The sequence below is a fragment of the Erythrobacter sp. SG61-1L genome, from assembly GCF_001305965.1.
Classification (GTDB): Bacteria; Pseudomonadota; Alphaproteobacteria; order Sphingomonadales; family Sphingomonadaceae; genus Andeanibacterium.
This window is the reverse complement of sequence record NZ_JXQC01000003.1, coordinates 1,369,808-1,383,208: the sequence shown is the minus strand read 5'-3', so window position 1 is coordinate 1,383,208 and position 13,401 is coordinate 1,369,808. Positions and strand designations below refer to the sequence as shown.

Annotated in this window: 11 protein-coding genes; 5 read left to right on the top strand and 6 right to left on the bottom strand. The window is 63.5% G+C overall.

Annotated features, from left to right (window positions below):
• Positions 1–227 precede the first annotated feature (227 nt).
• Both SZ64_RS07010 and SZ64_RS07005 read right to left on the bottom strand, forming a co-directional pair.
• Complete coding sequence (locus SZ64_RS07010; protein WP_054530162.1) at positions 228–1,007, bottom strand: SapC family protein; 780 nt, start codon at positions 1,005–1,007, stop codon at positions 228–230.
• Between the two features lie 66 nt (positions 1,008–1,073).
• On the bottom strand, positions 1,074–2,528 hold the full coding sequence (locus SZ64_RS07005) for an FAD-binding oxidoreductase (protein ID WP_054530161.1): 1,455 nt from the start codon (positions 2,526–2,528) through the stop codon (positions 1,074–1,076).
• Positions 2,529–2,671: 143 nt separating this feature from the next.
• On the opposite strand from SZ64_RS07005, the gene SZ64_RS07000 reads away from it, so the two are divergent.
• From SZ64_RS07000 to SZ64_RS06990, 3 genes are all read left to right on the top strand, one after another.
• Positions 2,672–3,253 carry a hypothetical protein gene (locus tag SZ64_RS07000; protein ID WP_054530160.1) on the top strand — a complete coding sequence of 194 codons (582 nt, stop codon included), beginning with the start codon at positions 2,672–2,674 and terminating at the stop codon, positions 3,251–3,253.
• Between the two features lie 144 nt (positions 3,254–3,397).
• Positions 3,398–4,786 carry a DEAD/DEAH box helicase gene (locus tag SZ64_RS06995; protein WP_054532134.1) on the top strand — a complete coding sequence of 463 codons (1,389 nt, stop codon included), beginning with the start codon at positions 3,398–3,400 and terminating at the stop codon, positions 4,784–4,786.
• Positions 4,787–5,226: 440 nt separating this feature from the next.
• The gene (locus SZ64_RS06990; protein WP_054530159.1) at positions 5,227–5,931 is read left to right on the top strand and encodes a transferrin-binding protein-like solute binding protein; all 705 of its coding nucleotides are present in this window, start codon (positions 5,227–5,229) and stop codon (positions 5,929–5,931) included.
• Between the two features lies 1 nt (position 5,932).
• Here the strand turns inward: SZ64_RS06990 and SZ64_RS06985 are convergent, their stop codons facing one another.
• Positions 5,933–8,239, bottom strand: a complete 2,307-nt coding sequence (locus SZ64_RS06985) for a UvrD-helicase domain-containing protein (protein WP_054530158.1) — start codon at positions 8,237–8,239, stop codon at positions 5,933–5,935.
• 98 nt (positions 8,240–8,337) lie between these two features.
• Here SZ64_RS06985 and SZ64_RS06980 point away from each other — a divergent pair, with 98 nt between their 5' ends.
• Complete coding sequence (locus SZ64_RS06980; protein WP_054530157.1) at positions 8,338–9,630, top strand: MFS transporter; 1,293 nt, start codon at positions 8,338–8,340, stop codon at positions 9,628–9,630.
• 9 nt (positions 9,631–9,639) lie between these two features.
• Here SZ64_RS06980 and rsmD read toward each other — a convergent pair whose 3' ends face one another.
• The 3 genes from rsmD to SZ64_RS18545 form a co-directional block, all read right to left on the bottom strand.
• Complete coding sequence (gene rsmD / locus SZ64_RS06975) at positions 9,640–10,188, bottom strand: 16S rRNA (guanine(966)-N(2))-methyltransferase RsmD (protein ID WP_193391514.1); 549 nt, start codon at positions 10,186–10,188, stop codon at positions 9,640–9,642.
• Positions 10,185–11,057 (bottom strand): pseudouridine synthase, encoded by an 873-nt coding sequence (locus SZ64_RS06970; RefSeq protein ID WP_082384466.1) that lies wholly within the window; start codon positions 11,055–11,057, stop codon positions 10,185–10,187. The genes rsmD and SZ64_RS06970 overlap by 4 nt, the downstream gene beginning before the upstream one ends.
• 328 nt (positions 11,058–11,385) lie before the next feature.
• Entirely contained in the window at positions 11,386–11,649 is a 264-nt protein-coding gene (locus tag SZ64_RS18545) for a hypothetical protein (RefSeq protein WP_156313560.1), read from the bottom strand.
• Between the two features lie 273 nt (positions 11,650–11,922).
• Between SZ64_RS18545 and SZ64_RS06965 the strand changes: the two genes are divergently transcribed.
• Positions 11,923–13,266 carry an MFS transporter gene (locus SZ64_RS06965; protein ID WP_054530154.1) on the top strand — a complete coding sequence of 448 codons (1,344 nt, stop codon included), beginning with the start codon at positions 11,923–11,925 and terminating at the stop codon, positions 13,264–13,266.
• The last annotated feature ends 135 nt before the right edge of the window (positions 13,267–13,401 follow it).

Below are 13,401 nucleotides of genomic sequence, written 5' to 3'. Positions count from 1 at the left end.
AAGGGGGAATAGGCCCGTCCCAAGGGCTGGGCCTTCCGGCGGCAGGCAATAAAAAACCACCTCGTGCAAGGTGCACGAGGTGGCCAAGGTACAGGGAGGAAGTACGCTCTCGCGTACTTATCCAGTCGAGCCATGAGGGAAGCTGCAACCGGACATTCCAAAGATAGGCGCCTGCGGACCAATTGCAAGCCCGCCGGCGCCTCTCTTCTGGAATTTCGTGAAGCTACTTAGTTTACGGCCTGCGGTGCACCTGCGCCGGGGCCTTTGCCCTGAGCGGTCTGGCGGGCGAAGATCACGCGCAGCAGATCCAGCGACAGGATATGCGCGAAGATCAGCGCCAGCATGCCGTTCTGGTTCCAGGTGCGCAGGATGTCGCCGCGCAGGTCACGCAGCTTTTCCTGATTGATCATCTTGAAACCGCGATAGACGTAGGGCTGGTCGAGGCCGTCCTGCGTGATGGCGACTTCGCCGTCCATCAGCAGATCGTGCTTGATCAGTTCGTCCACGAAGGACTGCGTGCGGAAGCCGGCTTCCTCGAAGCGTTCGCAGAACTGCATCACGCCCTTGGTGAAATCGGCCGGTTCCTCGCCTTCGAACAGCGTATCGCCTTCTTCGAAATCGCCCAGCAGCTTGCTCGACGGGTCGAAGCAGAGCGACATCGTCTCGCTGTTCGGGTCAAGCTTGGCGAGCAGGAAGGGATAGCGGCGGATATAGGCCGGAATGTAGATCTCGTTGCTGATCGCGCCCTTGTCGTCGACATAGACGTTCACGCCTTCGTTAAGGCCGAACAGCGCCAGCGGAACCGGGCGGTTGCCGGCCGAGAAGATGATCGGGAAATGGCGCTGGGCCGGGCCGAATTCGTCCACCGTCAGCGGCACCGCATGCTGGCCGATCAGCCAGTCGGCGGTATCCGTGCGGCGCGAACGCCACTTTTCGTGGTCGCGCCGGTTGAGCGGCATCAGATCCTGGTAAAACAGAGGCAGGTTCGGGCTCGGCGCGGTGGCCATTGGCATCTCTCCGACGTCAAAAAATTGCAAAAAAGCGGCATTTTCCGCGGTGTTCGAGCGGGGGCTTTAGGGCCTGTCGCCCAGCGGTGCAAGGGGCGGCGCAAGCGGCACGAGTTTACCCGGATTGAGCAGGCCGGCAGGGTCCAGCGCGTCTTTCACGGCGCGCATCATGGCCAGCGAAACCGGGTCTCCCAGCCGCCCCAGTTCGTCGCGCTTGAGCTGTCCGATGCCGTGTTCGGCACTGATCGAGCCGTCCCATTCCGTGACAAGGCCATAGACCTGCGCGCTGATCTTCTTCCCGTCGCCTTCCTGCCAGGCCAGCGGATCGACGCCCTTGGGGGCAATGACGTGGAAGTGGACATTGCCGTCGCCCAGATGGCCGAAGGCGATCGCTTCCGTGCCCGGCCAAGCCGCTTCGAGCAGGGGCACGGCGGTGTCGACGAATTCGGGCATCTTCTCCACGGCCACGGAGATGTCGTGCTGCACGGCGGGGCCTTTCGCCCGTTCTGCCGGGGCAATCGAATCGCGCAGCAGCCAGAAGGCTTCGGCCTGCGCTTCGTTGGCGGAAATCACCGCGTCTTCCAGCAGGCCCTTCTCGAAGGCGGAAGCAAGCATGTCTTCTGCCAGCTGCTGCAGATCGGGCCTGTTGCCGCGTTCGGCCACGATCTCGATCAGGGCATGCCAGGCATGCTGGCCCTGCAGCGGAGGGCGCGAGCCGGGCAGATGGTCGATCACATCGTTCAGGGTGGACTGGGCGATAACTTCGAAGCCTTCCAGCGCATCGCCCGCGACATCCTCGCAATGGAGCAGCAGAGTCCGCGCCGCCGTAAGCGAAGTGACGCCCGCCCACAGCACCAGCCGGTCGGCAAGGCCGGGCGACAGCTTCAGCGTGGCGGCCGTGACGATCCCCAGCGTGCCTTCCGAACCGATCAGCAATTGCTTCAGGTCGAAGCCGCGATTGTCCTTCTTCAGCGGGGTGAGGGCGCTGAACACGCTGCCGTCGGCCAGCACCGCTTCCAGCCCCAGCACCTGCGCGCGCATGGACCCGTGGCGCAGCACCTGCGTGCCGCCGGCATTGGTCGAAATCAGGCCGCCGATCGTGGCCGATCCCTTGCCGCCCAGTGTCAGGGGGAAGCGCAGGCCCTTTGCCTCCACCGCCTCGTGGAAGGTCTGCAGGATCACGCCTGCCTCGCACACGGCCTGCCGCGATGCCTCGTCGATGGAGCGGATCGCGTGCATCCGCCGCAGGGAGAGGATGATGGCCTTGCCGCTCTTGTCCGGGGTCGCCCCGCCGCACATGCCGCTGTTCCCGCCCTGCGGCACGATGACGATGGAATGGGCGGCGCACAGCTTGACCAGTGCGGAGACGTCTTCGGTCGAGGCCGGGGAGGCCATGGCCAGTGCGGCGCCAGTGAAGCGGCCGCGCCAGTCGGTCAGCCAGGGTTCCATCAGATCGGGATCGCGGGTGAGGCCGCGCGGGCCGAGCAGTGCCTCGGCTTCGGTCAGGAAGGTCTCGCTCATGGCGGCGCCTATGGCACAGATGGCCGCCGCGCCGCCAGCCTGCTTGCAACTTGCGAACGAAGAGTTAAGCCGATGTTCAAGCGGCGGCCTTATGGAGAGAAGCGGGACGGGGCGCATGTGGCGCTCGCCAGGTTCGAATTCTGATGAACAGCTTCGCTGCCCTTTTTGCGCCGCTGGCCCTGCTGCTTGGCACCGGGCTTGCCGATGCGCCCGCCGATCATGGCGGCCCGGAACTGCGCCTTACCGCGCAGGATGGCGAAGTGGCCGGCCCGCTGGCATCCTCTGCCGCAGCCATCGCCCCGGCGCTCTCGCTGGATGACAGCCTTGGCCCGCAGGACAATGCGCAGGTCCGCATCGAACAGAGCGTGACGATCCGCATCTCCCCCCGCGCCATCGCCAATCAGAGCGATCTGCTGGCCCAGTTGCCGCAGGGCAAGAAGTCCAGCCATGTGGAAGAACGCAAGTTCGGCGACTGTGTCTCCGCGCAGGGGATTGCCGGTGTAGCGACAACGGCGGATGACCGGCTGCTGCTGTTCATGCGCGATCGCAAGGTAATCAGCGTCGCGCTGGAAAAGGCCTGCAGCGCACGCGATTTCTATTCCGGCTTTTATGTCCAGCGCACCAGCGACGGGATGTTGTGCGTGAAGCGTGACAAGATTCATTCCCGCGCCGGCAGCAAATGCGCGCTCAAGCAGTTCCGCCAGCTGGTGGCAGTTCGTGAATGACGGATGACCGGGGCGCCAATTCCTTGACTTTTCCTGCCGTATCGTCATAGGGCGCGGCGTTTGCCGTGTGCCTTGGGGCGCGCTGCTTTCGCCAGCGCCGGGCGCATTTCGCAGCCCGTGCCGAATCCGGACACTGTCTATTCTATGAAATTCGCCGATCTCGGCCTGTCTGACGAATTGCTGCAAGCGGTTGAATCCGCCGGCTATGACGCGCCCACGCCGATCCAGGCCCAGGCGATCCCGCAGATCCAGATGATGAAGGATCTGATCGCGATCGCGCAAACTGGCACCGGCAAGACCGCCAGCTTCGTGCTGCCGATGATCGACATTCTCGCTCACGGCCGCCGCCGCGCGCTGATGCCGCGCAGCCTGATCCTGGAGCCGACGCGCGAACTGGCTGCCCAGGTGGCCGAGAATTTCGAGAAATACGGCAAGAACCACGATCTCAAGATGGCTCTGCTGATCGGCGGCGTGCAGATGGGCGATCAGGTGAAGGCGCTGAACGAAGGCGTGGACGTGCTGATCGCTACGCCGGGCCGCCTGATGGACCTGTTCGAACGCGGCAAGATCCTGCTCACCGGCTGTGATCTGCTGGTGATCGACGAGGCGGATCGCATGCTCGACATGGGCTTCATCCCGGATATCGAGACGATCTGCTCCAAGCTGCCGCCCAACCGGCAGACACTGCTGTTTTCGGCCACCATGCCGCCGCCGATCAAGAAGCTGGCGGACAAGTTCCTGAGCAACCCGAAATATATCGAGGTTGCCCGCCCGGCATCCACCAACACCAACATCGCCCAGCACAAGGTGTTCGTCAGCACGCGCAAGAAGCGCGAGGCGCTGCGCCATCTGCTGCGGACCGACGATGTGCGCACCGCAATCATCTTCGCCAACCGCAAGACCACGGTGCGCGAACTGGCCAAGAGCCTGAAGCGCCATGGCTTTGCCGTGGGCGAAATCCATGGCGACATGGACCAGCCGCAGCGTTTGGCCGAACTGCAGCTGTTCAAGGATGGGCACATCAACATCCTGTGCGCTTCCGACGTCGCGGCCCGCGGGCTGGACGTGAAGGGCGTGAGCCATGTGTTCAATTTCGACACGCCCTGGCATCCTGACGATTACGTCCACCGCATCGGCCGCACCGGCCGCGCGGGGGCCAAGGGCCGCGCCTTCACCTTCGTCAGCGACGAAGATGCGGAGGCGATCGCCAATGTCGAAAAGCTGACCGGGATGGAAATCCCTGTCTTCACTATCGAAGGTGGTGAGGAGGCAGAAGATCGTCCCGCGCGCTCGGAAAAGCCGAAGCGGCAGAGCCGCGAGCGTGAAGGTCGCGAACGCGAGGAGCGCGAACCCCGCAAGCCCGCGCGCGAGGAACGTCAGCCCAGGGCAGAGCGTGGCGAGCGTTCGGATAGCCGGAAGCAGAAGCCCGAACGCCGCGGCGAAGATCGTCGCCCGAAGTTCGAGGACAAACTGCCTGACGATGGCGGCTGGAACGGCCCGATCCCGGGCTTCCTGAACGTATCGGCAATCTGATTTCTACAATAATTCAGGTGCCTACGCACTATCCCTAAGCGGCATGCCCTCTTTGGCGGTCTAATCCGGCCAGATTGGGGAATCGCTTTGGGGGCATGATGCAGCGCTCGGTTGGACATTTACTTGCGGGCGGCTGGGTATTGTCCGTCGCACTCGTATTGACCGGTTGTGGCGGTAGCGGGGTCAATTCGACGCCGACACCGGCTCCTCCATCAACTCCGACACCCGCTCCTCCATCAACTCCTCCATCAACGCCGACTCCCTCTCCCACAAATCCGCCGCCTACGCCGGCGCCTGTCCCGACTTCCCTGCTTTCGCAGGCGGCTGAGTTCCCGGGCTTCACGTCCCTGATCGGCTATAGCGGCGTTATCAGCACGGGCATCGGTAGTGTGAGCAATCCCTCGTTCTCCGATTCCGGGGCATATGGATTGCCTGAAAAAATGTCGGTCCGGTATGACCCGGTCCTGAAAACCTATACCGTGCAGGATGCATCCAGCAGCGCGACCTTCGCGGCTGGCGACAATATCGACTATCCCGGTTACGAACATCGCTTCCAGGTTTCCGGCACGAGCACGCTGGACAGCCTGCGCCTCTATGGCAACGCAATCTTCCCCGCTCCGAATGGAGAGGCGCCGGTTGAGCTGAGCTATACGAGCTATGCAAGGTGGAGCCACACGGACCTCGCGCTGGATCGCACGAGGATCACCTATGCGGTGTTTGGCCTTGTTACTCCCGAGGCGGACGTTCCCAAGATCGGGACATCAACTTACACGGGCGCCGTGTTGGGCGATATTTACGAGTTTGGTTATGTGAAGGCACGCACTTTCGGGATGACGGGCGAAGCAACTCTCAGCGCGGATTTTGCGGCCGGAACGGTGGCGACCTTGCTCAGCCTGCCCGGCCGAGGCGCGACCTTCACGGGGGAAGGCACGATCAACGCTGCCGAATTCGGCGGTTCCTTCGTCTCGAGCAGCCGCCGGAACTTCGCAACGGGCAATTTCGAAGGTGCCTTCTTCGGGCCTGCGGCAAACGAGTTCGGTTATTCGTTTTTCATCAGTGAAATTAACCCCGATCCATATTCCGGGGCATCCGTGGCACCGATGTTCACCTGGTATTCCGGCGTAGTGGTCGGCAAGGAAGATTGAGTCAGGCGAGAGTGACGAAGCTGTCGATCACCCGCTTGCGGCCGGTGGTTTCGAATTCAATCTCCAGCTTGTTGCCTTCCTGGCCGATCACTTCGCCATAGCCGAACTTCTCGTGAAACACGCGCGCGCCGATGGCGATGTCGCCTCGTGGCTTGGCGGCATAGCTGGCGGCGCTGCGGCCCGGTTCGGCAAGGCGTTTGGGCGTGGAATCATATCCGGTCGAAATCGCACGTTGCCAGCCGGGGCCGCGATTTTGCGAGCGGGCAGGGCGGTCGCGGGCGACATGGGCGAAGGGATCTTCCCGTTCGGACCAGTTCGCGCGCCAGAGCGAGGCGCCGCCCGACAGCGTCGTTTCCTGCTCGATATGGGTATCGGGCAATTCCTCGATGAAACGGCTGGGGATCGAACTGGTCCACTGGCCATAGATACGCCGGTTGGCCGCATGGAGGATCGTGCAGCGCTTGCGCGCACGGGTGATGGCAACATAGGCCAGCCGCCGCTCTTCCTCCAGACTGGCAAGCCCGCCTTCATCCAGCGCCCGCTGAGAGGGGAATACGCCTTCTTCCCAGCCGGGCAGGAAGACATTGTCGAATTCCAGCCCTTTGGCGGCATGCATGGTCATGATGGTGACCTTTTCGCCATCGTCGCTGGCGTCATTGTCCATCACCAGACTGACATGTTCTAGGAAGTCCCCCAGAGTCTCGTAATCTTCCATCGCGCGAGCGAGTTCGGAGAGGTTCTCGAGCCGGCCGGAGGCCTCGGCGCTGCGTTCCGCCTGAAGCATGGCATTATAGCCGGTTTCTTCCAGCACGGTGCGCAGCAGTTCTGCCGGGCTGGTCTGTTCTGCCAGTTCGCGCCAGCGGATGAAGCTGGCCATCAGGCTGGCGATTGTGCCCGCCGCGCGCTTGGGCAATTCGTCCGTCCCGGCAAGCTGGAGCGCGGCGGCGGCAAGGGGCAGGCCACTCGCGCGGGCATGGCGGTGCATCGCCTCCAGCGCCTTGGCGCCAAGGCCGCGCTTGGGCTGGTTGTAGATCCGCTCGAACGCCAGATCGTCCTGCGGTTGGGCGATCACCCGCAGATAGGCAAGCGCGTCGCGAATTTCGGCGCGTTCGTAGAAACGAAAACCACCGATAATCTTGTAGTTAAGGCCGATTTGTATGAAGCGGTCTTCAAATTCGCGCGTCTGGTACTGCGCACGCACGAGGATGGCGATCTGATCCAGCGGGGCGCCTTCGCGTTCCAGCCGTTCGATCTCCTCGCCCACCCGGCGCGCTTCTTCCGGCGCGTCCCACACGCCGATCACGCGCACCCGGTCCCCGCCGTTGCGCTCGGTCCACAAAGTCTTGCCCAGCCGCTCGCTATTGGCGGCGATCAGGCCGGAGGCGGCGCCCAGAATGTCAGGCGTGGAGCGGTAATTCTGTTCCAGCCGGATCACTTTTGCGCCCGGAAAATCCTTTTCAAACCGAAGGATATTGGCAACTTCTGCGCCGCGCCATGAGTAGATGGACTGATCGTCATCACCCACCACGCAGATGTTTTTCCGGGCCTGAGCGAGCAGGCGCAGCCAGAAATACTGCACGGCGTTGGTGTCCTGATATTCGTCCACCATGATATATTTGAAGCGCTGCTGATATTGCTCCAGCACCTCGCGGTGCTTGCGGAAGATGTTCAGCATGTGGAGCATCAGATCGCCGAAATCGCAGGCATTCAGTGCCTTCAGCCGGTCCTGATAGAGGCGGTAGAATTGCTGGCCCTTGCCGTTAGCATAGCTTTCATTCTCCCCCGCATCGAGGTCTTCCGGGTTGAGGCCGCGGTTCTTCCAGCGGTCGATCAACCCGGCAAGCTGGCGGGCTGGCCAGCGTTTCTCATCGAGGTTCTGTTCCACGATCAACTGCTTGAGCAGCCGCAGTTGATCGTCCGTGTCGATGATCGTGTAATTCGATTGCAGCCCGGCCAGTTCGGCATGGCGGCGCAGCATCTTGGCGCAGATCGAATGGAAGGTGCCCAGCCATGGCATCCCCTCCACCGCATCGCCGATCAGCTGCCCCACGCGGTGGCGCATTTCGCGCGCGGCGCGGTTGGTGAAGGTGACGCACAGGATCTCGCTCGGCCAGGCGCGCCTAGTGGCGACCAGATGGGCCAGCCGGGCGGTCAGCGCTGCCGTCTTGCCGGTGCCGGCACCTGCCAGCATCAGCACCGGGCCTTCGGTAGTCAGCACCGCCTCCTGCTGGGGCTGGTTCAGCCCTTGCGCATAGGGTGGCAAGTCGGCGCCCGACGGCGGCGGAGAGAGGGAAGCGTCATTATTCATGGTGTTTGCGAACAGTTAGGGAACATGGGCGGGGTGCGCAAGCGCTTGTCCACAAGTCGTGCTTGACCTTGCGCGTGGTGCAAAGCAGCAGGCAATGCATGGGTCATATCAAAGAAAACTCGCGCGTCCTCACCGCGGCGATGGTCGGCACGGCAGTCGAATTCTACGATTTCTACGTCTATGCCACGGCGGCGGCACTGGTGTTCGGGCCGCTGTTCTTCCCGGCCGAAAGCGCCAGCGCGCAATTGCTGCTCAGCCTGATGAGCTTTGGCCTGGCCTTCTTCGCCCGTCCGGTGGGCGCAATTGTGTTCGGCCATTTCGGCGACAGGATGGGCCGCAAGAGCACGCTGGTCGTCTCGCTGTTGCTGATGGGCGTTTCCACTCTGCTGATCGCGTTCCTGCCGACTTACCAGATGGTCGGCTGGGTGGCCCCGGCGCTGCTCTGCGTCCTCCGTTTCGGTCAGGGTTTCGGCCTTGGCGGCGAATGGGGCGGGGCGGCCCTGCTGGCGGTGGAAAATGCGCCCAAGGGGTGGGAAGCGCGCTTCGGTTCCGCGCCGCAGCTTGGCGCACCGGTGGGCTTCCTGGCCGCCAATGGCCTGTTCCTGCTGCTGGGCATGGCCCTGCCTGAAGCGGACTTCACCGCATGGGGTTGGCGCATTCCCTTCCTGCTGAGCGCGATCCTGGTGCTGCTGGGCCTGTGGGTGCGCCTGCGCATCGGCGAGACGCCTGCCTTCAAGGAAGCGCTGGAGAAGTCACCGCCGCACAAGATGCCCCTGGGTGCGGTGGTGGTGCATCACTGGCCCGCGCTGATCGCGGGCTGTGCGGGCGTGGTGGCATGCTTCGCGATCTTCTACCTCTCAACCGCCTTTGCGCTGGGCCATATGACCACAGTGCGCGGGGTGGATCGGGAGACGATGCTGTCCATCCAATTGGCCGCCAACACCTTCCTGGCAGTGGGTATCGTGCTTTCCGCCATCTGGTCCGATCAGGCCAGCCCGCGCAATGTGCTGGTGGCGGGTGCCATCGGCACGATCATGCTGGGGGTCATGTTCGGCCCGCTGATCGCATGGGGCAGGCTGGGCGAGGTCTTCATGCTCCTCTCCTTCGCGCTGCTGGTGATGGGTTTTGCCTATGGCCCGCTGGGTGCCTGGCTGCCGACGCTGTTCCCCGTGAATGTACGCTATACCGGGGTGTCCATCGCCTTTAACGGCGGCGGGATCATCGGCGGGGCCGTCACTCCGGTTGCCGCGCAATGGCTGGCCGGAAGCGGCGGGGCCGATGGCACGGCGCGGGGGGGGGCATTCCTTGCAGTGGCTGGCCTCATCACCCTGCTGGGCGTGGCCTTCGGCCGCAAGAGCAAGGAGCGTGTGGCGGCAGTGATCGCCGAATAAAGGCCCTGCTCAGCCTTCCGTCAGGCGCAGCAGGTGCAGCCGCGCCTTGCCGCAATCGCGGGTAGCGTCGAGTTCGAAGCCCTTGAGGTCCAGCACTTCGCGGCGTGAGGTTTCCACGCTGATCCATGCGCCGGGCGCGATCCAGCCGAGGCGGCGCAGCTTGTCCAGCGCCACGGCGCCGGCCCCTGTATCGTAAGGCGGATCGAGCAGCAGCAGATCCACCGGTTGCTTCGCCACGCCCAGCGAAAGCACGGACATGGCTCGCACATCGCATTGCGGCTGGGCGCGCAGGCCCGCGATATTCTCGCGCAAGGCCCGGATCGCAGCCGGGTCCTGCTCCACGAAGATTGCCTTTTCCGCCCCGCGCGACAGGGCTTCCAGCCCCAATGCGCCGGAACCGGCGAACAGATCGGCCACGGTCAGCCCTTCAAAGCTGCCCAGCCGGCTGGCGAGCATGGAAAACAGCGTTTCCCGCGTGCGGTCGGCCGTGGGGCGGGTGATCTCGCCCCTGGGCGCGCGCAAGGGGCGCCCGCGCCATTCCCCGGCGATGATCCTCACTTCCATCCCCCGCGCGTGGCGATGTGGCGGCGGAACTGTTCGACATCCTTCTGGCGCACTTCGCTGGCCTGCCCGCGGGGCAGATCGCCCAAGGCAAAGGGACCATAGGAGATGCGCATCAGGCGGCTGACCTGCAGGCCGAGATGTTCGAGCACCCGGCGCACTTCGCGGTTCTTGCCTTCGGTCAGGGTCAGTTCGATCCACTGGTTGCGGCCGGTGCGCCGTTCCAGATTGGCGTCGATCCGCCCGTAATGAACGCCTTCGATCGTCACGCCTTCGATCAGCGTTTCAAGCTGGGCCTGCGAAATGTCGCCGAAAGTGCGGGCGCGATAGGTGCGCGGGATGCCGCTGGAAGGCAGTTCCATCGCGCGCTTCAACTCGCCGTCATTGGTCAGCAGCAGCAGCCCTTCGGTGTTGAGATCCAGCCTGCCGATGGGCATCAGCCGGGGCGTGCCGGGGGGCAGGGCATTGCGCAGGGCATTGTAGATGGTCGGGCGGCCCTTGGGGTCACGCTCCGCCGTCAGCAGGCCCTGCGGCTTGTGGAACAGGAACAGGCGCGGCGCTTCAGGCGCGGCTACAGGGTCGCCGTCCACCGTCACGCCCTTCAGGCTGGTGAGGATAGTGGCGGGCGTTTCCAGCACCTTGCCGTCCAGCGCGATGCGGCCATCCGCGATCATCCGTTCGATCTCGCGGCGGCTGGCCACGCCTGCGCGGGCAAGCAGCTTTGCAATGCGATCGCCTTCGCGCGGTGCTGCGTCTGCGGTCTTGGCCGTGGCTTTTGCGGGGCCGGGCTTGCCGGGTGCAGATTTGGCGGCTGCGGATTTGGGGGCGGGTCGCCTGCGCGGCGCCGCGTTCCTGTCTTGAGGCATGGAGCGGCCCTTAGGGCCAGAGCGCGGGGCCGTCAAAGCAATGCCTCCCTTTTCCGGGGCAAAGAAGGATGCTGCCCGAAAGTTACACGAAACAGCCTGCGAAACTTCGCAGATATTTCGGAATAATCACAAAATAACAATGCATTGGGCGACAATTCTCGGCGCCGGGTGTGACCTTTTACCTGTCCGTCCCCGCCCCGCGGGAAGGTGCGTTCATTCCCGCCGCACAGAAAGGCGCAGCCGGTGAAGGGGACGAGGCCGGATATCGCGAACATTGTCTTCGCGCATTCGCATATTCGGACGCAGTAGGAAAATGCTTTGCGCAGCCTCAGCCCGGATCGCGGGCGCGCGGATGGGGGAGGCGGCCCGGATTGTCGTGCCGGGCAGGATCGTATTCCCGCCATTGATCCAGATCGCGGATCAGTTCGGTGCCACAGCGATGGCATGAAGTTCTGAAGTCTATACCGTCGTTCCACACGCGGCGCCGGTTAACCCGATGGCCGAACGTGCGGCATAAATATGCCCCTATCACCAGTTTGCCCCCTTTTTTCCGGATGCCTTTCCGGAACATCCCCTCCCAGGGGATCGGCATTCGGCAATTCATCAGAAATTGCTAAAATATGACAATTTACCAATGCCTTAGGAGTCCATGGATGCGCCGAACTTCTTAACGCATGGTTACAAAGTTTGAGAGGGCGTTAACGATTGACGCACTTGCATGGCGGTGCGTTTGCGCAGGTGGCGGTCGCATCGCCGCCCCTTTTCGGCGCGCTCTGCACAGGGCAGCCTTGCGAGACTGTGGAAGCCGCTCTTTCTTTCCCGATAGGCAACGCTAGTTTGGCGGCCGCAACGCAAGGGAGGCGGCATGGCCGACGCGATGGAACACGCTGCAGCAACGGAACGGCGCAGCCTGTGGGGCTCGATCAAGCCCTATCTGGAAAAGGAATCGCTCGCCGCCTTCTTCCTCGGCATTTCCTCGGGCTTTCCCTATGCCATGATCGCTGCGACGCTGACCACGCGGCTGGCGCAGGACGGGATTGAGAAGTCGACCGTCACAGCCTTCACGCTGGCCTTTCTGGTCTACAATCTCAAGGTGTTCTGGGCCTGGATTCCCGACGGGGTGCGGTTGCCCATTCTCGGGCGACTGGGGCAGCGCGTATCGTGGATGATCGTGTGTGGCGCCTTCGTGGCGGCAGCGGTTGTGAACCTCGCATTGGCCGATCCCAAGGCGGATATCGTGTGGATGGCCACCAGTGCAGTGCTGGTAGGCATTGCGGGCGCGACCTTCGACATCGTGATCGACGCCTACCGGATCGAGACGTTGAAGCCCTATCAGCTCGGCACCGGATCGGGCATGAGCCAGTATGGCTGGCGCATCGGCTCGGCAGGGGCTGGCGCACTGGCGCTGGTGGTGGCGGCGCGCATGGGCTGGTCCGCCGCCTATATTGCCTGTGCGGCACTGGTGCTTCCGGCAGTCCTGACAGCGATCATCCTTGGCGAGCCGGAGCGTCGCAAGGTGACTATCGAACGGCGCGGCGTGGCAGAGGTGTGGCATTCCATTGCGGGGCCATTCGCTGAATTCTTCCAGCGCAAGGGCGCCCTGCTGGTGCTGCTGTTCATCCTGGTCCACAAGATCGGCGACACACTGGCGAACCTGACCTTCCGCCTGCTGTTCGACGATCTGGCATTCAGCAATGACGAAATCGCGCTGTACGATGTGGGCGTGGGCTTCTGGGCCTATCTGATCGGCGTGTTCATCGGCGGCGTGGCCTATGCAAAGATGGGCCTCAAGCGCTCGGTTCTGGTGGCGCTGGTGCTGATGGCCGTTTCCAATCTCAGCTTTGCCGCACTGGCGGCTGCGGGCCATTCCAACATCGGCATGGCCGGGGCCATCGGGTTCGAGAACATCGCCAGCGGCTATGGCGGCGTGGTGGTGGTCGCCTATTTCTCAGCCTTGTGTGACCTTCGCTTCACGGCGGCTCAATACGCGCTGATCAGCGCGAGTGCGAGCATTGTGGGCCGGTTCCTGACCGGCACCACTGCCGGCGCGATGATCGAGAACTTCGGCTACGTGAACTTCTACCTCGTCACTACCGTGGCGGCAGTGCCGGGTATCGTCCTGTTCTGGTGGATGAGCCGCACCGGGCTGGTAGATGCCTCCATGGGCAGCGCAGGCGAGGAAGAGCCGGTGGAGAAGGCTTTCGATTGAGCTGAGGCGCAGGAAAGAGAGAAGGGTTCGCGCAAAGACCGCAGAGAACGCGAAGCGGGTGGGTCATGTCCACCCCCTCGTCATTCCCGCGCAGGCGGGAATCCAGTTCGACCGCAGCTGCTGGGTTCCCGCCTG